At 64.8% G+C, this 20,520-nt stretch carries 19 protein-coding genes; 11 read left to right on the top strand and 8 right to left on the bottom strand.

Annotated elements, in window-relative coordinates; all coding sequences use genetic code 11:
* Positions 1–65: 65 nt before the first annotated feature.
* Genes ABDB81_RS29545 through ABDB81_RS29525 form a run of 5 tightly spaced genes read right to left on the bottom strand, consistent with a single transcriptional unit; the run spans position 66 to position 5,268 of the window.
* Positions 66–989: a formyltransferase gene (locus ABDB81_RS29545; protein ID WP_137927527.1), complete on the bottom strand. Its 924-nt coding sequence runs from the start codon at positions 987–989 to the stop codon at positions 66–68.
* A complete protein-coding gene (locus ABDB81_RS29540; RefSeq protein ID WP_137927526.1) occupies positions 977–1,969 on the bottom strand; it encodes a glycosyltransferase in 993 nt (330 codons plus the stop codon). Before ABDB81_RS29540 ends, ABDB81_RS29545 begins: the two co-directional genes overlap by 13 nt.
* Positions 1,948–3,123 carry a DegT/DnrJ/EryC1/StrS aminotransferase family protein gene (locus ABDB81_RS29535; protein WP_160473884.1) on the bottom strand — a complete coding sequence of 392 codons (1,176 nt, stop codon included), beginning with the start codon at positions 3,121–3,123 and terminating at the stop codon, positions 1,948–1,950. Before ABDB81_RS29535 ends, ABDB81_RS29540 begins: the two co-directional genes overlap by 22 nt.
* Before the next feature lie 28 nt (positions 3,124–3,151).
* On the bottom strand, positions 3,152–3,523 hold the full coding sequence (locus tag ABDB81_RS29530; RefSeq protein ID WP_137927524.1) for an EamA family transporter: 372 nt from the start codon (positions 3,521–3,523) through the stop codon (positions 3,152–3,154).
* Positions 3,520–5,268 (bottom strand): glycosyltransferase family 39 protein, encoded by a 1,749-nt coding sequence (locus ABDB81_RS29525; protein WP_346814304.1) that lies wholly within the window; start codon positions 5,266–5,268, stop codon positions 3,520–3,522. The genes ABDB81_RS29530 and ABDB81_RS29525 overlap by 4 nt, the downstream gene beginning before the upstream one ends.
* Before the next feature lie 450 nt (positions 5,269–5,718).
* Here ABDB81_RS29525 and ABDB81_RS29520 point away from each other — a divergent pair, with 450 nt between their 5' ends.
* Positions 5,719–6,480, top strand: coding sequence for a hypothetical protein (locus ABDB81_RS29520; RefSeq protein ID WP_237380780.1), 762 nt, complete (start codon positions 5,719–5,721; stop codon positions 6,478–6,480).
* A gap of 180 nt (positions 6,481–6,660) precedes the next feature.
* On the opposite strand, the gene ABDB81_RS29515 is transcribed toward ABDB81_RS29520, so the two are convergent.
* From ABDB81_RS29515 to ABDB81_RS29505, 3 genes are all read right to left on the bottom strand, one after another.
* Entirely contained in the window at positions 6,661–7,248 is a 588-nt protein-coding gene (locus ABDB81_RS29515) for a hypothetical protein (RefSeq protein WP_137927165.1), read from the bottom strand.
* Positions 7,249–7,404: 156 nt separating this feature from the next.
* The gene (locus ABDB81_RS29510; RefSeq protein WP_137927164.1) at positions 7,405–7,683 is read right to left on the bottom strand and encodes an amino acid ABC transporter permease; all 279 of its coding nucleotides are present in this window, start codon (positions 7,681–7,683) and stop codon (positions 7,405–7,407) included.
* Positions 7,684–7,826: 143 nt separating this feature from the next.
* Positions 7,827–8,741, bottom strand: coding sequence for an amino acid ABC transporter substrate-binding protein (locus ABDB81_RS29505; protein WP_346814302.1), 915 nt, complete (start codon positions 8,739–8,741; stop codon positions 7,827–7,829).
* Positions 8,742–8,952: 211 nt separating this feature from the next.
* Here ABDB81_RS29505 and ABDB81_RS29500 point away from each other — a divergent pair, with 211 nt between their 5' ends.
* From ABDB81_RS29500 to ABDB81_RS29455, 10 genes are all read left to right on the top strand, one after another.
* On the top strand, positions 8,953–10,080 hold the full coding sequence (locus ABDB81_RS29500) for an acyltransferase (protein WP_346814301.1): 1,128 nt from the start codon (positions 8,953–8,955) through the stop codon (positions 10,078–10,080).
* Between the two features lie 265 nt (positions 10,081–10,345).
* The gene (locus tag ABDB81_RS29495; protein ID WP_137927161.1) at positions 10,346–11,584 is read left to right on the top strand and encodes a GTP cyclohydrolase II; all 1,239 of its coding nucleotides are present in this window, start codon (positions 10,346–10,348) and stop codon (positions 11,582–11,584) included.
* Positions 11,581–12,864, top strand: a complete 1,284-nt coding sequence (locus ABDB81_RS29490) for a URC4/urg3 family protein (RefSeq protein ID WP_346814300.1) — start codon at positions 11,581–11,583, stop codon at positions 12,862–12,864. Before ABDB81_RS29495 ends, ABDB81_RS29490 begins: the two co-directional genes overlap by 4 nt.
* A 131-nt stretch (positions 12,865–12,995) precedes the next feature.
* Positions 12,996–13,673, top strand: coding sequence for a uracil phosphoribosyltransferase (upp, locus tag ABDB81_RS29485; RefSeq protein WP_137927159.1), 678 nt, complete (start codon positions 12,996–12,998; stop codon positions 13,671–13,673).
* The gene (locus ABDB81_RS29480; RefSeq protein ID WP_237380541.1) at positions 13,670–14,332 is read left to right on the top strand and encodes a TetR/AcrR family transcriptional regulator; all 663 of its coding nucleotides are present in this window, start codon (positions 13,670–13,672) and stop codon (positions 14,330–14,332) included. Before upp ends, ABDB81_RS29480 begins: the two co-directional genes overlap by 4 nt.
* 111 nt (positions 14,333–14,443) lie before the next feature.
* Positions 14,444–15,421, top strand: coding sequence for a BMP family protein (locus ABDB81_RS29475; protein ID WP_346814305.1), 978 nt, complete (start codon positions 14,444–14,446; stop codon positions 15,419–15,421).
* A 97-nt stretch (positions 15,422–15,518) separates the two neighbouring features.
* A complete protein-coding gene (locus ABDB81_RS29470) occupies positions 15,519–17,081 on the top strand; it encodes an ABC transporter ATP-binding protein (protein WP_346814299.1) in 1,563 nt (520 codons plus the stop codon).
* On the top strand, positions 17,071–18,162 hold the full coding sequence (locus ABDB81_RS29465; RefSeq protein WP_137927157.1) for an ABC transporter permease: 1,092 nt from the start codon (positions 17,071–17,073) through the stop codon (positions 18,160–18,162). Before ABDB81_RS29470 ends, ABDB81_RS29465 begins: the two co-directional genes overlap by 11 nt.
* Positions 18,162–19,112, top strand: a complete 951-nt coding sequence (locus ABDB81_RS29460; RefSeq protein WP_171020479.1) for an ABC transporter permease — start codon at positions 18,162–18,164, stop codon at positions 19,110–19,112. The genes ABDB81_RS29465 and ABDB81_RS29460 overlap by 1 nt, the downstream gene beginning before the upstream one ends.
* 29 nt (positions 19,113–19,141) lie before the next feature.
* Positions 19,142–20,422, top strand: a complete 1,281-nt coding sequence (locus tag ABDB81_RS29455) for an amidohydrolase family protein (RefSeq protein ID WP_160473878.1) — start codon at positions 19,142–19,144, stop codon at positions 20,420–20,422.
* Positions 20,423–20,520 lie beyond the last annotated feature (98 nt).

Here is a 20,520-nt window from a genome sequence, read left to right as displayed (position 1 = left end):
GCGTCAGATGGTGGCCGATGAAGCCATTGACGCCGAGGATCAGGATCTTTTTCATCGGTAACCTTTCAGGATGCGGTGATGATGGTCTGGAATTCGGATGCGGAGACTGGGCTCGCATGGTCGGCGCTCGGGCCTTCGAGCAGTTGCAGCACGCGTAGCGCGCCGCCGTCGCCGCAGATGGCCACGATGCGGCCGTCCACGACATGCAGACCCGGCGTGAGTCCGGCGGGCACGGCAGTTGTTTCAAGCCGGCGTGCCTGCGCCACTACGAACCGGCGGCTGCCAACTTCGGTGAACGCGCCGGGGTAGGGCGGCGCCACGGCGCGTACGAGGTTATACACCGCGCTGGCGGGCTGGCGGAAGTCTATGCGGCCATCCTCGGGCTTGCGGCCGGAGAAGTAGCTGCCATCGGCCAGACGGTTCGGGCGTTTGGGCGTGTTGCCCGCCATCATGGCCGGCAGCGCGCGCCAGAGCGTCTGCTCGGCGGCCACGGTGACTTTCTCGAAGACCTGTCCGGCGGTGTCGTCGGGCAAGATCGGCACCGAGGTCTGATCGACGATAAAGCCAGCGTCCGGCTTGGCTTCCATCGCGTGGAGCGTGGCACCCGTCTCGGTCTCACCGTGCAGCACCGCCCAGTTCACGGGCACGCGGCCCCGGTACTTGGGCAGCAGCGAACCGTGCATGTTGAACGCGCCCTGCGGCGCGAGGCTCAGGACATCGGCCGGAATCATCGCGCGGTAGTAGAACGAGAAAATGACGTCCGGGCGGGCGGCGCGCACGGCATCCGCCACGGCGGGATCGGCCGGATTCTCGCCATAGAGGAACGACAGGTTCAGCTCGGCAGCGGTGTCGGCCACGCGTTGGAACCAGATGTTCTCGTCGGGACGGTCGCGGTGCGTGACCACCAGGGCTACGTCCACGCCCTGTGCGTGCAGCACGCGCAGGCAACGGTCGCCCACGTTGTGATAGGCAAAGACTACGGCGCGCACGGTGCCTCCTGGGGACGGCTGGCGTTCGGGTCGCGCTCCAGCACGGCCTGGATACGATAACGCGGTCGGTCGCGCACTTCCTGATAGATGCGGCCAATGTACTCGCCCAACAGGCCGATGCCGAACAGCATGATGCCGATCAGGAAGAAGTTGAAGGCGAACAGCGTGAACACCCCCTGCACTTCAGAGCCCAGGATGAAACGCCGGATCAGCAGGACCAGGAACAGCCCCGCAGACGTGATCGACAGCATCGTGCCGATGGCCGAGAACCACTGCAGCGGTACGATCGAGAAGCCGGTGACAAGATCGAAGTTCAGGCGGATCAACTGGTACAGCGAGTACTTGGACTCGCCCGCGTGGCGCTGTTCGTGGCCCACCTCGATCTCCACCGGGTTCGACGAGAACGTGTACGCCAGCGCCGGGATGAACGTGTTGACCTCGCGGCACGCATTGATCGTGTCGATGACGTTGCGGTCATAGGCGCGCAGCATGCAGCCCTGGTCCGTCATCTTGATCCGGGTGATGCGTTCGCGTAGCCGGTTCATCGCCCGCGACGCGTAGCGGCGGAACGCCGTGTCGTTGCGCTGGCGGCGGATGGTACCCACGTAGTCGTGGCCCTTGCGCATCTCGGCCACCAGGCGCGGGATCTCTTCCGGCGGATTCTGCAGGTCGGCGTCGAGCGTGATGACAATGCGGCCGCGCGTATGCTCGAAGCCCGCCAAAATCGCCATATGCTGGCCGAAGTTGCCGTTGAACAGGATCACGCGCGTCACGTCGGGCCGCTTGTGGAACTGCGCGGCAAGCATCTGCGGCGAGCGGTCCATGCTGCCATCGTTGACGAAGATGATCTCGTACGACTCGCCCAGGCTGTCCAGCGCCGGATAGACGCGGTCGAACAGCGCCTGCAGTCCGTCTTCCTCGTTATAGACGGGAATGACGACCGAGACTTCGACCGGGCTTAGAGAGATAGACGTTTGCATGTTTCGCTGAGAGTTGCACACACTCGCTCCACGTCGGCGTCCTGCATGGCCGGGAACATCGGCAGCGTCAGGATGCCGCGGCCAATGCGTTCGGCATGCGGCAGCATGCCTTCGCGCCAGCCAAGCGAGCGGAAATACGAGAACAGATGGATGGGCGGGTAATGCACGCCCGCGCCAATGCCTTGCGCGCGCATGGCTTCCATCACAAGCTGGCGGGCCTGCGCCGGGCCGCCTTGCAGGCGGTCGGTGGGCAGCACTACCTGGAACATGTGCCAGTTCGTGGTAGCCAGCGTCGGATCGATGGCCAGGGGGAGTTCGATGCCGAGATCCGCCAGACCATGCCGCGCGGCCGATTCGAAGTAGAGCGTGGCGAGTCTGGCCCGGCGCGCGGTGATCGCATCGAGCGTCTCCAACTGCGCCAGACCGATGGCGGCGTTGACATCGGTCAGGTTGAACTTGCCGCCCGGTTCCTCCACGTCCATGCCATCCATGCCGGTGCGGATCACGCCCTGCAGCCGCAACCGTTCGGCACGCAGCGCCTCTTCGGGCATGTTCATCACCAGGCAGCCACCCTCGACCGTGGTGATGTTCTTGTTGGCCTGGAAGCTGAAGCTGACCAGATCCCCAAACGCACCAATGCGCTGGCCGCGCCAGCGGGAGTCGATGGCTTGCGCGGCGTCCTCGATCACGCGGAGATTGTGGCGGCGCGCGATGTCGTAGAGGCGGTCCATGTCGACTGGCAGCCCCGACAGGTAGACCGGGATGATGGCGCGCGTGCGCGGCGTGATCGCGGCTTCCACGGCGTCGAGGTCGATATTGCGCGTGCGCGGATCGACATCGACGAAGACGGGCTTCGCGCCCACCGTCAGGATCACATTGGCCGTGGCCACCCAGGTAATGGACGTGGTGATGACCTCGTCTCCCGGGCCGATGTCAGCGATACGCAGGGCGATTTCCATCGTCGCCGAGCCATTCGAGAAGGTGCGCACGGGCCGTCCGCCAAACAGCGCGGATAACCGGGTCTCGAATGCCTGCACCTTCGGTCCGGATGTGATCCAGCCCGAGGCGAGCACCTTGCCCACTTCGGCAATGGTTGCCGCGTCGATCTGTGGCCGGACGAATGGCAGGAAATCCTGCGGATTGGAAGCTGTCATGTCAAAAACGAGGGCAACTGGGCTGCAATCAGGAGCGGGCAATGAGGAACACGCCGGCCAGTATCAGCAGGATGCCGGCCACGCGCAAGGGTCCGAGGATTTCTCCGAACAGCCACCACGCGGCCAGTGCATTGACCACATAGCCGAGCGAGAGCATGGGATAGGCAATCGACACGTCCACGCGCGACAGGCCCACGATCCAGACACCGACGCTGATGACGTAGCAGGTCAGGCCGGCGATCACGGGCCATTGGGTCAGCACCCGGAAGGCCGTGTCCAGAAGGGTGGCACGTTCGATGGTGATGGCGCCCACGGCGTTGGTGCCGGCCTTGAGCAGCAGTTGCGCGCAGGCATTGAGCAGCACGCCGGCAAAGATGAAGGCAAAAGTCGAAAGGGTCATGGGGCAGTCCGGGGCGCGGGGGTGGCGGATGCGGCCGGATGGGAGGAAGGGGAGGATGGCAGCGGGAAGTTGCTGACCACGACGCGGCGTCCGTCGCGCGCCACCACGTACATCGGCACCTGCTGCGCGGTCAATGCATCAAAAGTGTGCAGGCCCATGATGCCGAGCGCCGGCTGGCCATCGCGCCATTTGGCGACGAAGGCTTCCATGGTCGGAATCCACTTCTGGGGCTCCTGTTGCGCACCGAATTCGAGTTCGTCCGGCTCTGCGACGATCGTCAGTGTCCGGCCCAGGTAGAACGGCAGGGTGTGATCCAGCATACCCACGCCATACAGTGGCATATCGGGTTTGAGTACGGCGTTGATGGCCGGCACCATATCGACACCTGAGGCGCGGCGGCCCATCACTTCATGGCCCAGCAGGCCAATGGTGCAGGTCAGGAACATCGACAACGCGAACGCTGCGATGCTCGGCAGCAGGCCGTGCGTGCGCAGCAACCGGCGCGCCAGCAGCATCCCGGCCAGCAGTACCGCGAAGGCCACGCCCACGTAAACCGCGAAGGCGCGGAAGACCTCGTTGGGGTTGCTGTCGCGGCTCAGCGTGGCCACGTACGGCGCGGCGGCGACTCCGACCACGGCGAGCACCAGTAGCGCATTGATCTGGCGATTCCACGATTTCTCGTTGATCTGGTCCAGCGCCACGGCCACCAGCAGGGCCAGTGCCGGGAAGACCGGAACGATATAGCCAGGCAGCTTCGAACTGGAAAGGCTGAAGAACGCGAAGATCGCGGCGAACCAGATCAGGCACATCAGTGCCGGCTGGAACGGCTTGCCCCCCGCGCCGCGTACGGCGCCCGCGCGTTCGCGCACGACAGTCCACATGCGCGGCGTCAACCCGAGCCAGGGCAGCAGGCCGGCCAGCAGCAGGGGCACGAAATACCAGATGGATCCCTTGCGGGCGTGCACCGTGGAGGTGTAGCGCTCCCAGTGCTCGTGGATAAAGAAGAAATGCGGGAATTCGGGGTTGCGGGCCGATACCAGCCAGAACCAGGGCACGGTGACCACCAGCATGGCGGCGATGCCCGTGACGAGATGCAGCCGGCGCCAGAGGCCGAAGTCGCGCGTCACCAGCGTATAAACCACCAGCGCCAGACCCGGCAGGGCGATGCCGACCAGCCCCTTGGTGAGGATCGCAACGCCCATGGCTACCCAGCAGGCCAGCATCCAGCCGCGACGGGCAGAGGGCGTGGTATCGGGATGCTGCGCCAGCAGCATGAAGGCCAGCACACCCGCGAGCGCGCCGGACAACGTCATGTCGAGGGAATTGAAATGGCCGGCCACGCTCCACATCGGCATGGCGAGCATGGCAAGGCCAGTCAGCAGCGCCACGCGGCAGCCGTACCAGCGCGAGGCGGCGAGCATCATGGCGCCGATGCCGGCGATGCCGGACAGCGCCACGGCCAGTCGGGCCTGCCAGTCGCCCACGCCGAACAACTCGTAGCCGAGGGTCGTGACCCAGAGGTGAAAGGGCGGCTTCTCGAAATACTTGTAGCCGTTGTAGCGGATGGTGATCCAGTCACCGGACCGGAACATTTCACGCGCGATCTCGGCGTATCGTCCTTCGTCGGGTCGTAGCAGATGGCGCGCGTCGAGCGTGCCAAACCAGACCAGCAGTACGGCGATGGCTACCAGCGCGATCACGCCCATGGGCAGGCCAGCGTCACGCACGGGCGAAGAACTACGCATATCTCTCCTGAATTTGCCGGAAACGGGACGTACCGCATCGCTTCTCTGTGGCGAACACCCCACAACGTGCGACGCCCGGGATTGGTGGACAGCTTTGTGCAGCACCAGAAGCGCCAGATCCGGAGGCGCGGCCTGCGCGGGCGCGCAATGGTAGCACGAGCCACTTCCCCGCCTGGCCGTCCTGGCCGGTCAGCGGGCCGGGATGGCGGCATTGAATTTGATCGGACCAATTCCGGACGCAAAGTTTCGCGCAATGCGCAATACTTCGGCCAGCGGGGATGTCGCTGTGGGTGGACATACCCGAAGGTCGATCCAACGGAACAACACAATATGAAGTCGACGAAACGCGCGAGATCGGCGCTGCCGTGCCTGTGCCTCGCCTTTCTGGGTGTGATGCATGGGGCGCAATCGCAGGAAGTCCTGCTGACGGAATCCGTGCCCACGTCCGGCATGACGCCTCCCATGCCCGGAGCCGCCGCCTTGTGCGATGCCCCGTGGTTCCGCTCTGGCTCGCGTGTCCAGATGGAGGGCGATGGCGAGCTGCCCGTGTCGATCACGATGACCTTGCGCGATGTCATGCGCACCGCGCGTGGCTGCAGTGCCCAACTGGAGGTCCGCTCGAAGTCGGCGCTGGCGGCGCTCATGGGGCCGCCCGTGGTCATGGACCAAGTCCACGAGATCAACATCGACCGTAACGCCACCACGTCGCGTACCCGGATCGATAGCCGGAACGCGGTGATCAACGCGCGCGGCCGCTATGCCCGGATGTTCGGCGAGGCATCGTTCACGGGCAGCGGCGTGTTCAATTACGCGGGCCAGGAGATTCGTGAAGGCGCAATGCTCGACGGCGAAACCTTCCAGTCGAGCGTGTCGCTCAAGATCTATCCGCTGGGCGCCGACGAGGTGGTCGGCAACATGGATGCCCAGCGCGCATCGATCATCGTGGGTACCCGCCATGTAGGCCGCAAGCAGATGATCGACACCGTGATGGGCCGCAAGGAGTGCCTGCCCATCACCTACGAGAAACGCACCTCACTGGGCCCGCTGCGCGTGGGCGACGAAATCCTGCACGTGGAGCCGAGCGTGCTGCACGTCACCGATTGGTTCTGCCCCGCCGAGGCCTTCGTCCTGCGGACCGAGATCCGTCAGAACAACAAGGTGCAGCGGGTGGATGTGACGGCGCTGGAGATGGAGGATGTGGGGCAGCGGTAGGTAGCGTTGACGCTACTGAGGCTCATTGCTAGAATTGGCGAAAACTACGTGCGAGCGGGTGCAAGACCGTAGCGCCGCCTGGGAAACCAGGTCCCACCTGGAGTGGGAAGTCTGCAGCGATGCAGATAGAGAACCCCGCCTACGACGGCTGCCTCCGGGCAGCCGTCGGTCTTTGTGGCGTCACGCTTTGATTGTTCTGCCTTCGTAGGCCGCTTTCAACAGCGTGTGCAGCCTTACCTTTCGGCCGTTTCTCTGTGAGGCGGACAAACCGTCGTCCAACGGGTAGGCCGACTGCAAACGCATGATCAAGCGAGCTTTGCGTCGTCTGTCGCGTTCCACGCTGAAGAACGCGGCGTAGATCGAATCCAAACCTTCCTCTGACCGCACGCGCCATGTCATGAAGTTGCGGTTCCGGCCGCCGGCACAAACAATATGTTGCTTCGGCAGGTGTAGAACCATCTGGCGCAAATAGCGACGCGAAAGCCAATAGCGCAGTGGATCGAGAACACGGATTTCGCGATTGTCCCGGTAAATTTCCTCCGGTGGTATCAACTCTTGTGAGCGTGTATCCGCGCCAAGGCTGCGAGAAAAGCAATGGCACGAGAAGAGAACGATCACCGTAGCCTCGAAGCCGATGTCCGACCTAAACGCAAACGAATCCAGATGGCGCAGATCCCAGTGCGAATCCTGGAATCGGACAGTTGGAAAGCACTGATGGCACTCTTTGGGTGGCTCAACTTCTTGCAAACATGCCTCGTCTTCGCCCATAACAGTGGTTGCTTCGCATGTGAAAGAAGCGACCCATTTTAGGCAGAACGACTCTGCTTGAACCGCTCTGATGCAGTTTGAGGCACAAAATGAGAAAGGAGCCCAAAGGCTCCTTTTTTGTTGCAGTCCGATTGCCTCAACAATCGGTTGTCTGTCTTAATTCGCCGGCGCAGCCTTCTTCGTTTCCTTCTTGGCCTTCGGCTTCTTCGGGGCGGCGGACTGGTCAGTCAGGTCGGCACGGGTGCTCTTGTTCGCGCCCTGCGAATACGGGTCGAACTTGTCGCCGGACTTGGCGCCCTGGCTGTACGTGTCGAACTTCTCGCCTGCCTTGGCGCCTTGCGAATACGGGTCGAAGGACTTCTTGTCCTGGGCAATGGCCGTCACGGAAGCGGCGGCGAGACCCAGCGCGATGGCGGTGGCGATGACTTTCTGCATGGTGTTTCTCCTGAGTTTGCCGCTTTCCGGCGGTTCGCGTTATGCACGATGTACCGGAAGGTAGATCGCGCCCAAGCTAGTGTGGACAACGGTGGATGGGCCGTCAACTCAGGAGTTCTCCGGGGGTTGTGCCCCGGAAATGCTTACTCCGTCACAGCGTCCGACGGATGCTTCCAGGCGTTGACCACTTCGGCGGATGGGGCCAGGGCGAGGTTGGTGCCGCGCGCGCCAATGGGCTGCTGGAACCAGCGCTTTTGCAGCGCCGAGGCGTCCGGGCTGGAGAATGTCCTGACCAGCGTCTGGTCGACCAGTTGCTTCCAGGCCGGATCGGCCTTCGAGAGCATCAGCGCGTTCTGTTCCACCGACAGCGCCGGGCCGACGATCACATATTGCGAGGGATCTTTCGACTTGGCGCGCAGGCCGGCCAGCAGCACATCGTCCATGACGAATGCCTGGGCGCGGCCGGTTTCCAGCAGCAGGAACGATTCGCCATGATCCTTGGCGTAGACGTCATGAAAGCCATATTCGCCCTTGAGGCGGCGAACGTGGCGGTCGCCCGTGGAGCCAGCGCTGGTGACCACGGTCTTGCCGCGCAGGTCGTCGAACGACTTGATGCCCGAATCGGCACGGACCAGCATGCGCACGGTAGAGACATAGTGCGACACGCTGAATGCCACCTGCTTCTGGCGCTCCAGCGTATTGGTATTCGGCGCGCAATCCAGATCGACAAGGCCGTTCACCACGGTAGGCACGCGGTTCTGCGGCGTCAGCGGAAGCCAGCGCACCTTCAGATCCTTGAGCCCGAGCTTCTGCTTGGCGGCCTCCGCCACGCGCAGGCACAGGTCCACTGCGTAGCCAGCCGGCTGGCCTTTGTCGTCACCGAACGAGAACGGCAGCGCCGATTCGCGGTAGCCGAGCGTAATCGTGCCGGTGTCGCGGATCTTGTCGAGGACCGGGGTTTGCGACGACTGCGCCTGGGCGGCGGGCAGCAGCACGGCGGCAAGCGCGATGCCGGCGAGCAGGCGTTGCAGGGCAGTCGGGAGGGCGGAGAGCAGCATGGGTTCAGGAGCGAGTGCAGGCAAAGACGTGAGGGTATACCCGGCGGTGGCTGCCCCAAACAACTGTTTTCTTATGAGCTAATTCGCCGTTCCGGTGCGCGCGCCGACCGTTGTGGCCGTATCAAATGCTTACCGGCGTTACGCCCGATGTCGATTCCGGGCGCACCAATCCGGTTACAATCGCGCCCACTTTGTACCTTTTACATAACAAATGGGCCCCCGTCCTTCCCGTCTGGCTTGCGTCGACGCACTGAAGGCGGTCAGCTCGCAGCTGATCGTATTGCATCACCTGGCGTTCTACGGACCGATGTCGGACGCCGCCCAGTCGCTGGCGCCTGGCCTGATTGGCTGGCTAGCCGACTACGCGCGCATTGCGGTCCAGGTCTTCCTTGTCATCAGTGGATTCCTTGCCGCCCGTAGCCTGGCGCCGGGCGGCGTCCTGACCCTGCAAAGTCCACTGGCCGCCTTGTGGCGCCGTTACCAGAAGCTTGTGGTGCCGTATGCCTTCGCGATTGTCGTGGCGATCGTCGGTGCCGCCATCGCGCGTGCATGGATGCACCATGACTCGATTCCGGCTGCGCCGGAACTGGCGCAGTTCGTCGCCCATATCCTGTTGCTGCACAACATTCTGGATGTGGACGCGCTGTCGGCGGGTGTCTGGTATATCGCCATCGACCTGCAACTCTTTGCGCTGCTGGTGATGGCGCTGTGGCTGGCGCGCGGGGTGTCTCGCCAGTGGCTCTCGCTTGGCGTGCCGATCGTGGCGGTGCTGGCCGCGGCTTCGCTGTTCTGGTTCAACCGCGATGCCCATTGGGACATCTGGGCGGTATACTTCTTCGGTGCGTACGGCCTGGGCGCCCTGGCTTTCTGGGCATCGAGCCCGGGGCGTTCGCTGCTGCCGCTGGTATTCCTGGCTGCGATGGGTGTGGCGGCACTGGCGGTGGACTTCCGGCTGCGAATTGCCGTGGCGCTGGCTACCGCGCTGCTACTGGCGCTGGCGCGCCGGGGTGGATGGATGGAGCACTGGGGGTCCGGCGGTCTGTCCGCACGATGGTTTGCGCGCTTGTCGGCCCGTTTCGGCGGCATCTCCTATTCGGTGTTCCTGGTGCATTTCCCGGTGTGCCTGGTCGTCAATGCCATCGTGTTCCATCTTGCACCGGGCCAGCCGTGGTGGAATGCCCTGGGCATGGCCGTCGCGTGGGGCGCCAGCAACGTGGCCGGTGCCGTGTTCCACCGTTATGTGGAGTCAGCCGATCCGATCCGGGCAGTTGTGGCATGGCTCATCGCTGGCTCGCCAGCGCGCAGCAAGACAGGGATCGAAGAGCGCGCGGGCGGCTGACGCGGCGGCTTCGGGAAGGAAAACGGCACGTCTCGCGGCGTGCCGTTTTTCTTTTGAGGTTCAGGATTCGGTGCGCGTGCACCGCGATGTACCGTGTCCGCCACAGGTGGGTGCCCGTCTTGCACAGGCGCGGTGCGTACGGGATGCCACTAACGGTAACAACCCCAGTTGGGCGTTGGCATGATGGTTGCCTAGTATGGACATATAAACCTGACCATCTGGTCAGGATTCAGGTACCGGTCCATACCCGGAAGACGAGGCTGCCATGTCCGATCACATCGTCCTGACTTCGCACGCGCGGCGCGACAAGCCCGCCGAGGCCATTCACTGGGGTGCCTCCACGGCGGCGGAGCGCGGACCTGTGATTGCCAGCCTGACCGACCCCGCGCAGCGCAACGTGATCGGCACCCATTCGGGCGCCTATGCCATCTATCGTGCGCTGGCCGTTGCCTCGGGTACGCTGCCGCGCGGGCACCGGCCGGACCTGACCGATACCGCGCCGGCCGAGGCCATCGGCCCGCACGCGCAATGGGGCGACCCGGACAAGATTGTTTCGCTGGACCCCTGGGGCCATCTGGTCTCCACGGTGTTTGCCGACCGCATCGCGGCGGGTGTCGATATCCGTCCCACCATCGCAGTCACCCGCGCACATATCAACATGCCCGAACTGGTGGCGGGCATTGCTGCGGGCCGGCTCAAGCCCGATGGCGACATCCTCCATGCCAACGGCGATGTGCGCGTGACCAAGGCCGCCATCGATCCGGTCTGGTACCTGCCCGGCATCGCGCGCCGCTTCGACATCAAGGAAAGCATCCTGCGCCGCAGCCTGTTCGAGCAGACCGGCGGCATGTTTCCGGAACTCGTGACGCGACCCGACCTGAAAGTCTTCCTGCCCCCCATCGGTGGCATGACGCTGTATTTCGTCGGCGATGTGAGCAAGCTGGGACAGCCGGAGACCCGCGTGGCCTGCCGCGTGCACGACGAATGCAACGGTTCCGATGTCTTCGGCTCGGACATCTGCACGTGCAGACCTTATCTGGCCCACGGTATCGAAGTGTGTATCGAGATGGCGCAACAGGGCGGCGTAGGCCTGGTGGTCTATAACCGGAAGGAGGGCCGCGCGCTGGGCGAGGTGACCAAGTTCCTGGTCTACAACGCCCGCAAGCGCCAGGTGGGCGGTGACCGCGCAGAAACCTACTTCGCGCGCACCGAATGCGTGGCAGGCGTGCAGGACATGCGGTTCCAGGAGCTGATGCCCGATGTCTTCCACTGGCTCGGCATCAAGCGGATCGACCGCTGGGCCTCGATGAGCAACATGAAGCATGGCGCGCTGACGGCGCAGGGGATCGAGGTGGTGGAGCAGGTGGCCATCCCCGAGGCGCTGATCCCGGCTGACGCGCGCGTGGAAATCGATGCGAAGGTGGCGGCGGGTTACTTCACCAGTCTCACGCCGCCGGACGCCAACGAACTGGCCCTGGCCAAGGGCAGGGGGTTGAACGAATGACCGAGTATGCCGAAGGGGAAACCCGCGGCTGGCACACGCCCGTGCCCGCCGAACATCCCGCCTCCGTATTGCTGAGCGGGGAAGCGGTGCGCACGCACTGCGCGATGGTGACCGAATTCGTCGCGTCGGGCGAATCGGAGCTGTTCACATGGCATCCCGACCGCGTGGCAGCCATTGCCGATTACGTGGCCGGGACGATCAAGCGCCGCTATCCGGACCTGAAGGTGCCGTATCACAGCCGCTGGCGACACTTCGAGAGCGGCGGGCCGGGTAACGATGCGATCAACCGCTGGCAGATCCTGTGCGAGCGGGCGGGCATGACCGGGGCCGATCATTGCGCCGACCGCGCCCGTATCGGCATCGACCTCGTGATCCCCAGCGTGCTGCTCGACGCCGGGGCCGGGCCGGACTGGCGTTATCGCGATCCGGCCAGCGACATGATGCTGACGCGCTCCGAAGGTCTCGGCGTGGCCAGTTTCGATCTTTTCGCGCGTGGCGGCTTCTCGGCCGAGATGGGCGATCCGCTGCGCGCGGACGCCGAGCGCCTGGCGTCGATCGACGCCTCCACCATTGCCACGGCCTTTCAGGTGGCCCAGCACAATCCGCTGGTTGGCCTCGAAGGACGGGCCGGCCTGCTGCGTCGACTGGGCGAGGTCATGCAGGCCACGCCCGCCGTGTTCGGCACGCCGGCGCGGCTGGGCAACCTGTTCGATTACCTGAGCAGCCATGCGCAGGATGGACGCATCGAAGCGGCCTTCGTATTGCGCACGCTGCTGGTGGCGCTCGGTCCGGTGTGGCCGGGACGCGTGCAGGTAGAGGGTGTGTCGCTGGGCGACTGCTGGCGGCATCCGGCGGCGCCGGGCGGGCTGGTGCCATTCCACAAGCTCACGCAGTGGCTGACTTACTCGCTGCTGGAGCCGCTGGAAGATGGCGGGCTGACGGTCACAGGACTCGACGCGCTGACCGGGCTACCGGAGTACCGTAACGGCGGACTGCTCTACGACTTCGAACTCACCGTGCCGCGCGATGCCGAATTTGCTGCGCGTACGCATACCGTGGACGAGCCCGAGATCGTGGAATGGCGCGCGCTGACCGTGACCGGTCTCGATCTCGTGGCCGACGCCGTGCGGCAGGCGCTGGGCATCAGCGCCGCCGATTTTCCGCTGGCGCGCGTGCTGGAGGGTGGCACATGGGCGGCGGGGCGTCGCGTTGCCGCACAGCGCCGGGCACCGGGCGGGCCGCCGCCATTCGCGATCCAGAGCGACGGCACCGTGTTCTAGAACATACCGGCCTCGCGCGTGAGCCAGCGCGCGGGAAACCAGGTTTGCAGGCAGCCGGCACGGCGGGCCAATGACCCGCTGCGCCAGGTTTCACTGAATTGTCAGAACCCAGAATCGCCAGGGAGCGCACCATGACCGATATGTCGAACGCAGCCATCGCAGCCGAAGCGGGCACGGCACCGCCTGCCGTGATGGTCGTCAATCATCCGCTGGTGCAGCACAAGGTCACGCTGGTGCGCAGCGAGGACACTACCACTGACAACTTCCGCCGCCTGGTGCGAGAGATCAGCCAGTTGCTGACCTACGAGGCCACGCGCGACCTGGCCATGGAGACCATCGCCATCAAGACGCCCATCGCGCCGATGCAGTCGCCGGTGCTGTCGGGCAAGAAGCTCTGCCTGGTGTCGATCCTGCGTGCAGGCAACGGCTTTCTCGATGGCATGCTCGACCTGCTGCCCGCCGCGCGCGTGGGCCATATCGGCCTGTACCGCGACCCCGAGACGCTGGAGCCGATCGAGTACTACTTCAAGATGCCCGAGGATATCGAGGAACGCTTCGTGATCGTGGTGGACCCGATGCTGGCCACGGGCAACTCCGCCATCGCGGCCATCAACCGGCTCAAGGAGGCGGGCGTGACCGGCATGAAGTACGTGTGCCTGATCGCTTCGCGTCCCGGGCTGACCGCGCTGCGTGCGGCGCATCCCGACGTGGGCATCGTCACCGCCGCCATCGACGAGGAGCTGAACGAGCACGGCTACATCGTGCCGGGCCTTGGCGATGCCGGCGACCGGCTGTACGGCACCAAATGATGGACGCGCTGGCACGCGTGCCGGTGGCGCGCGAATCCGGTGGGCGGATCCGGCAGGAGAACGAGGCGCTGATCCTGCGCGCGGCGGAGCACGTGTTCGCGCGCGCGGGGTTTGCCGGGGCCACGATGGCCGACATTGCGCTGCGCGCTGGCGTGCCGAAATCGAACCTGCACTACTACTTCCGCACCAAGCAGGCGTTATATCGCGCGGTGCTGGCGCATACGCTGCAACTCTGGCTGTCCGAGACCGACATCATCAGCGCCGATCACGCGCCGCGTCGCGCGCTGGAGCAGTACATCCGCGCCAAGATGCGGCTGTCGGCCAGTCATCCCGATGCCTCGCGTGTCTTCGCCAATGAACTGCTGCACGGTGCGCCCGAGATCGGCAACGTGTTGCGCGAAGCGCTGCATGAACTGGTGGCGCAGAAGGCCCGGGTCATCCGCGCATGGATCGATGGCGGGCAGATGGCGCCCGTCGATCCGTATCACCTGTTCTTCACAATATGGGCCGCCACGCAGACCTATGCCGATTTCGATGCGCAGGTTTGCGCTGTGCTCGGCGTGAGCCAGCTCGATGCCGACGATTTCGAGCGTGCCACCGAGCATCTGGTAGCGCTGCTGCTGCGTGGCTGCGGGCTCCACGAAGCGGAACTGGCCTGAGCCGCGCAAGTTCTCGAAGAAGTTTCCAAACAAGTTTTCAAAGCATTCCAACGTCACACAATGCAAAAGGGGAGTGAAGTCATGCACATGGGAAGCGATCGCCGTCACTGGATGAAGGCGCTGGCGGCAGCTGTCGCGCTGGCCGGGTTTGGCCTGTCGCCGCTGGCGCACGCGCAGTCGAAGATCAAGGTGGCAGCGGTCTATACGGTGCCGGTGGAGCAGCAGTGGGTATCGCGCATCCACAAGGCGCTGAACGAGGCCAAGGCGCGTGGCGAGATCGACTACGTGTTTTCGGAGAGCGTCTCGAACGCCGACTACGAACGCGTGCTGCGCCAGTATGCCGAGCAGGGTTCGGGACTGATCCTCGGCGAATCGTTTGCCGTGGAAGGCGCCGCCCGCAAGGTAGCCAAGGACTATCCGAAGACGGCCTTCCTGATGGGCTCGTCGGGCAAGCCGCAGGCGCCCAACTTCTCGGTATTCGATAACTACATCCAGGAGCCGTCGTACCTCACCGGCATGATCGCGGGCGGCATGACCAAGACCAACCACATCGGCATGGTCGGCGGCTACGCCATCCCCGAAGTGAACCGGCTGATGCACGCGTTCATGGAAGGCGCGCGCGAGGTGAATCCGAAGGTGAAGTTCACCGTGAGCTTCATCGGCTCGTGGTTCGATCCGCCCAAGGCCAAGGAAGCGGCCTTCGCCATGATCGACAAGGGCGCGGACGTGCTCTACGCGGAGCGCTTCGGCGTGTCGGATGCCGCCAAGGAGCGCGGCAAGCTGGCCATCGGCAACGTGATCAACACCCAGCCGCAATATCCTGCCACGGTGGTGGCGTCAGCGCTCTGGAACATGGAGCCGACTGTTGCGGCGGCACTGGCCAAGGTCAAGGCCGGCCAGTTCAAGAACGAGGACTACGGCCAGTATTCGCTGATGAAATTCAAGGGTGCCGAACTGGCGCCGCTGGGCACGTTCGAGAGCAAGGTGCCGGCGGATCTGATGACAAAGGTGCGCGCAAAGGAAAAAGCGATTCTCGACGGCAAGTTCGCGGTCAAGGTCGTGGAGACCGAACCGAAGTCAACGCCGTGATGGCGATGCCTTGATCCGCCTTTCTTGATTGTCTCTGCCCCGTTCCGTGCAGGTGTGCATGTGAACGGGGCATCTTCTATTTGCTGACGAACATTAGATGTCCCAGGTTTCTCCGCCGGTTCTCCGGCTATCCCATATCAGCAAGCGCTTCGGCTCACTGGTGGCGAACGACGATATCTCGCTCGATCTCCATCGCGGCGAGGTGCTGGCGCTGCTCGGCGAGAACGGCGCCGGCAAGAGCACGCTCGTCAATATCCTGTTCGGCCACTACACGGCCGATGCGGGCAGCGTCGACGTGGATGGCACGCCGCTGCCACCCGGCAACCCGCGCGCGGCGTTGGCCGCAGGCGTGGGCATGGTGCATCAGCATTTCACGCTGGCCGACAACCTGTCCGTGCTCGACAACATCGTGATCGGCACCGAGTCGCTCTGGCAACCACGCCAGCGGCGACGTGCCGCGCTCGCGCGGATACAGGATCTGGCTGCGCGCTTCGGACTGGCGGTGCAGCCGCATGCCAAAGTGGGATCGCTCTCCGTTGGCGAACGCCAGCGCGTGGAAATCATCAAGGCGCTGTATCGCGGCGCGCGCGTGCTGATCCTCGACGAACCTACCGCCGTGCTGACCCCTCAGGAGGTGGAGAGCCTGTTCCGCACGCTCAATCAATTGATTGCCGAGGGACTGGCGGTGATCTTCATCAGCCACAAGCTCGACGAGGTCTTGCGTGTGTCGCATCGCGTGGCAGTGCTGCGCGGTGGCCGACTGGTGGCGACGCTGGCAGCGGAAGGCACGAGCAAGCCCGAACTGGCCGAGCTGATGGTGGGGCGCCGCGTGGAAATGCCGGCGCGAACCACAACAACTGCCAGTGAAAAGGTCATCGCTTCGCTCGACCGCGCGAGCGTGGCAGCAGCGGGCCGCATGGGCCTGCACGATATCTCGCTCGATCTGCATGCCGGTGAGATCGTCGGCATCGCCGGGGTGTCCGGTAACGGACAAGTCGCGCTGGCCGAGTTGATGAGCGGCATGGCAAGTCCATCCACGGGTCGCGTGACCTTGCATGACGATGTGTTGCCCGCGCAGCCCAGACGCTGGATCGGCGCGGGCGTGGCGCGTATCCCGGAAGATCGCCACGCCGAAGGCGCGGTAGGCGACCTTGCTGTCTGGGAGAACGCCATTGCCGAACAGCTTGGCAATGAGACGTTTGTACGCGCAGGCGTGATCCGCCGTGCGGCGGCCCGTCGCTTTGCGGGCGAACTGGTGAGCCGGTTCGATGTGCGCGGCGGCGGCATCGACGTCCCCACGCGCGCGCTGTCCGGCGGCAATATGCAGAAACTGATTCTGGGGCGTGCGCTGTCCGTGCGTGGCGCGGAGACACCTCGGCTCGTGGTCGCAAGTCAGCCGACCTGGGGACTCGATATCGGCGCGGTGGCGTATGTCCATCGCCAGTTGCTCGAAGCGGCAGCGGCGGGTGCCGCCGTGCTGCTGATCTCCGAAGATCTGGATGAATTGATGGCGTTGTCCGATCGCATCGCCGTGATGCATGCGGGGCATCTGACCGCCGCGCGACCGACATCCGCATGGACGCTGGCATCACTGGGCCTCGCGATGGCCGGTGCCGACAGCGCAAACAGCAACGATGCGGAGGTGGCCCATGCGGCTTGAAGCCCGAACCTCCGTGTCGCGCAGCGCGCTCGTAGTGGCACCGCTGGCCGCTATCGTCGTGACGCTGCTGATCTGCGCAATCCTCGTGGCGTTTGCCGGCGCTCCCGTCGGCAAAGCCTATCTGCTGCTGCTGGAAGGTGGCTTCGGCTCGCGCTTTGCGTGGTCGGAGACGCTGACGCGCGCCACGCCGTTGATCCTCACTGGGCTGGCGGTGGCCGTGGCATTCCGCACGCGCCTGTTCAATATCGGCGCCGAAGGGCAGCTCTATCTCGGCGCGCTCGCTGCGGTGGCAGTGGGCGGGCAGGTCGATGGTGCGGCGGCGCCCTGGGCGGCGTCGCTGCCCAATGGCGTGCTGTTTGGCTTGATGGTGGCTGCAGGCATGCTGGCCGGCGCACTGTTGCTGCTCTTGCCCGCAGTGCTCAAGATGCGGCTCGGCGTGGATGAAGTGGTTACCACGCTGCTGCTGAATTTCATCGTGCTGCTGGCGGTATCGGCCATGCTCGATGGACCGATGAAAGACCCGCTCGCCATGGGCTGGCCGCAATCTGTGGCACTGGTGCCGGAGCTGGAACTCTCGCGATTGATGGAGCGGTCGCGTGTCCATGCGGGCTTGCTGATGGCGCTCGCGCTGGCGGTGCTCGTCTGGGCCATCAACCGCTTCACCGTGTTCGGCTTGCAGATGCGTGCGGTGGGCGCCAACGCGCGCGCGGCGGCATTCGCGGGCATGCCCGTGGCACGCGTTACGCTGCTGGCGGCGGCGCTGTCCGGTGCACTGGCGGGGCTGGCCGGTGTGGTAGAGGTGGCAGGGCGCACCGGTTACCTGACACTCGATATGTCGCCCGGCTACGGCTATACGGGCGTGGTGATCGCCATGCTGGCGGGACTGCATCCGATAGGCGTCGTGGCCTCGGCGGTATTTGTGGCCGGCATTCTGGTGGGTGCCGATGGCATGAGCCGCGCGGTGGGTGTGCCGAACGCAATCGCCGATGTCATCGTGGCGGTGGCGCTGCTGTCGATGCTGGTGGCGACGATGCTTACGCGCTATCGCGTCCGTTTCGACCGCATGGGGAAGGTGGCCTGATGGAACTGTTCGATATTCTGGCCGGCGCCCCGTTCTGGATCGCCGTGCTGCGCGTGGCCACGCCGCTGATCTTTGGCACGCTTGGCGTATTGCTGTGCGAGCGGGCGGGCGTGCTGAACCTCGGCATCGAGGGAATCATGGTGGCCGGCGCGTTCTCCGGCTGGCTGGCGGTGTACCAGGGCATGCCGCTCTGGGGTGGCGTGGCCGTGGCGGCGGGCGTGGGGCTGTGCCTCGGCCTGCTGCACGGCTGGCTGACGGTGTCGATGGCGCTGTCGCAGCATGTGGCAGGGCTCGGCGTGACGATGCTGGCGACGAGCGTGTCCTACTACGCCTATCGGCTTGGCTTCGCGCAGGTCTCGTCGCCGCCCACGATCACACCGTTTGCGCCGATGACGTGGTGGCAGGACGTGCCGATCATTGGTCCCGTCATGGCCGCCGAGACCGCGCTGACGCTGCTCGCCCTGCTGATGGCACCGGTGCTGGCATGGCTGCTCTATCGCACGCCGCTGGGGCTGGCCGTGCGCATGGTCGGCGAGAACCCGGCTGCGGCCGAAGGGCAGGGCATTCGCGTCAATGCAGTACGTATCGGCGCGATCATGGCGGGTTCCGCGCTGATGGCGATTGGCGGCGCGTTCCTGACGCTATCAGCCTTCAACGCGTTCTTCTTCAACATGATCAACGGACGCGGCTGGATCTGCGTGGCGCTGGTGGTGTTCGCGTCGTGGCGTCCCGGCCGGGCATTGCTCGGCGCGGTGCTGTTCGCTGCGTTCGATGCGCTGCAACTGCGTCTCCAGCAGGGCGGTGCCAGCCTGCCGGGCCTGCCCACGCTGCCGTATCAGGTCTACCTGATGCTTCCCTATATCCTGTCGATCGTTGCCCTGATCCTGGTGGCGCGGCGCGCGGCCTATCCGCAGGCACTGATGAAGCCGTACCGCAAGGGCGAGCGCTGACCCGAACCGATAACAAAGAGACCTTCCCCATGTTCGATACCATCCTGCGCCACTGCAACCTGCCCGACGGTCGTGCCGATATCGATATCGGCATGACCGGCGGCAAGATCGCTGCCGTGGCGCCGCAACTGCCAGGCACCGCTGGCGAAGAAATCGATGCCGGCGGGCAGCTTGTATCGCCGCCGTTCGTCGATGCGCATTTCCATATGGATTCCACGCTGTCGTACGGCCTGCCGCGCGTAAATCAATCCGGCACGCTGCTCGAAGGCATTGCGCTGTGGGGCGAACTCAAGCCGCTGCTGGTGCAGGAGGCCATCGTCGAGCGTGCGTTGGCCTATTGCGACTGGGCGGTGGCCAAGGGCCTGCTGGCGATCCGCTCGCACGTAGACATCTGCGATCCGCGCCTGCTGGCCACCGAGGCGCTGCTGCATGTGCGCGAGCGCGTGAAGCCCTATCTCGATCTGCAACTGGTGGCGTTTCCGCAGGACGGCGTGCTGCGCGCACCGGGCGCGCTCGACAACCTGCGCCGTGCGCTGGATATGGGCGTGGACGTGGTGGGTGGCATTCCGCATTTCGAGCGGACCATGGCGGACGGCGCGGCCTCGGTCAAGCTGCTCTGCGAGGAAGCGGCCAACCGGGGCCTGCGCGTGGACATGCACTGCGACGAGAGCGACGATCCGCTGTCGCGCCATATCGAAACGCTGGCGAGTGAATCGGTGCGGCTCGGGCTGCAAGGGCGCGTGACGGGCTCGCACCTGACGTCGATGCACTCGATGGACAACTACTACGTGTCCAAGCTGCTGCCGTTGATGAAAGAGGCCGGCGTGGCGGCCATCGCCAATCCGCTGATCAACATCACGCTGCAAGGCCGGCACGACACCTACCCGAAACGTCGCGGCATGACGCGCGTGCCCGAAATGCTTGCCGCCGGCATCCCCGTGGCCTTCGGGCATGACTGCGTGATGGACCCGTGGTACGGCCTGGGTTCGGGCGACATGCTGGAGGTGGCGCACATGGGTCTGCACGTGGCCCAGATGACCGGGCAGGAAGGGATTCGTGCCTGCTTCTCGGCGGTGACCGAAACGCCGGCAAAGATCCTCGGTCTTGAAGGCTACGGCCTGGAACCAGGCTGCCGCGCGGACCTTGTGCTGCTGCAGGCCGGCAACGCCGTGGAAGCGATCCGGCTGCGCGCCACGCGGCTGCTGGTGATGCGCGCCGGCAAGGTCATCGCCCGCACGACACCAGCCACGGCCACGCTATCGCTGCCGGAACGCCCGGGCCAAGTCGATTTCCGGTTACATCGGCAATGAGTTCTGGAATTTGTCGAGGCTCGGATAAAAAGCTGTTGACAGATGTGACGATCCTTCTTAAGATCTCGTTCTTCGCATCGCCGTAGCAATACAGCGAA

The sequence above is a fragment of the Cupriavidus sp. DL-D2 genome (assembly GCF_039710735.1).
In the GTDB taxonomy this organism is placed as follows: Bacteria; Pseudomonadota; Gammaproteobacteria; order Burkholderiales; family Burkholderiaceae; genus Cupriavidus.
The sequence above is the reverse complement of the archived record's forward strand: the minus strand, read 5'-3'. Positions and strand labels throughout refer to the sequence as shown.

What these genes read in the sequence shown, in the direction of transcription:
- ABDB81_RS29505 (WP_346814302.1), bottom strand. Translation starts at nt 8,741, where the DNA reads ATGCTGCTCTCCGCCCTCCCGACTGCCCTGCAACGCCTGCTCGCCGGC.
- upp (WP_137927159.1), top strand. Translation starts at nt 12,996, where the DNA reads ATGACCGATATGTCGAACGCAGCCATCGCAGCCGAAGCGGGCACGGCA.
- ABDB81_RS29480 (WP_237380541.1), top strand. Translation starts at nt 13,670, where the DNA reads ATGATGGACGCGCTGGCACGCGTGCCGGTGGCGCGCGAATCCGGTGGG.
- ABDB81_RS29525 (WP_346814304.1), bottom strand. Translation starts at nt 5,268, where the DNA reads ATGCGTAGTTCTTCGCCCGTGCGTGACGCTGGCCTGCCCATGGGCGTG.
- ABDB81_RS29460 (WP_171020479.1), top strand. Translation starts at nt 18,162, where the DNA reads ATGGAACTGTTCGATATTCTGGCCGGCGCCCCGTTCTGGATCGCCGTG.
- ABDB81_RS29455 (WP_160473878.1), top strand. Translation starts at nt 19,142, where the DNA reads ATGTTCGATACCATCCTGCGCCACTGCAACCTGCCCGACGGTCGTGCC.
- ABDB81_RS29495 (WP_137927161.1), top strand. Translation starts at nt 10,346, where the DNA reads ATGTCCGATCACATCGTCCTGACTTCGCACGCGCGGCGCGACAAGCCC.
- ABDB81_RS29500 (WP_346814301.1), top strand. Translation starts at nt 8,953, where the DNA reads ATGGGCCCCCGTCCTTCCCGTCTGGCTTGCGTCGACGCACTGAAGGCG.
- ABDB81_RS29470 (WP_346814299.1), top strand. Translation starts at nt 15,519, where the DNA reads ATGTCCCAGGTTTCTCCGCCGGTTCTCCGGCTATCCCATATCAGCAAG.
- ABDB81_RS29490 (WP_346814300.1), top strand. Translation starts at nt 11,581, where the DNA reads ATGACCGAGTATGCCGAAGGGGAAACCCGCGGCTGGCACACGCCCGTG.
- ABDB81_RS29510 (WP_137927164.1), bottom strand. Translation starts at nt 7,683, where the DNA reads ATGCAGAAAGTCATCGCCACCGCCATCGCGCTGGGTCTCGCCGCCGCT.
- ABDB81_RS29465 (WP_137927157.1), top strand. Translation starts at nt 17,071, where the DNA reads ATGCGGCTTGAAGCCCGAACCTCCGTGTCGCGCAGCGCGCTCGTAGTG.
- ABDB81_RS29535 (WP_160473884.1), bottom strand. Translation starts at nt 3,123, where the DNA reads ATGACAGCTTCCAATCCGCAGGATTTCCTGCCATTCGTCCGGCCACAG.
- ABDB81_RS29515 (WP_137927165.1), bottom strand. Translation starts at nt 7,248, where the DNA reads ATGGGCGAAGACGAGGCATGTTTGCAAGAAGTTGAGCCACCCAAAGAG.
- ABDB81_RS29475 (WP_346814305.1), top strand. Translation starts at nt 14,444, where the DNA reads ATGAAGGCGCTGGCGGCAGCTGTCGCGCTGGCCGGGTTTGGCCTGTCG.
- ABDB81_RS29530 (WP_137927524.1), bottom strand. Translation starts at nt 3,523, where the DNA reads ATGACCCTTTCGACTTTTGCCTTCATCTTTGCCGGCGTGCTGCTCAAT.
- ABDB81_RS29540 (WP_137927526.1), bottom strand. Translation starts at nt 1,969, where the DNA reads ATGCAAACGTCTATCTCTCTAAGCCCGGTCGAAGTCTCGGTCGTCATT.
- ABDB81_RS29520 (WP_237380780.1), top strand. Translation starts at nt 5,719, where the DNA reads ATGACGCCTCCCATGCCCGGAGCCGCCGCCTTGTGCGATGCCCCGTGG.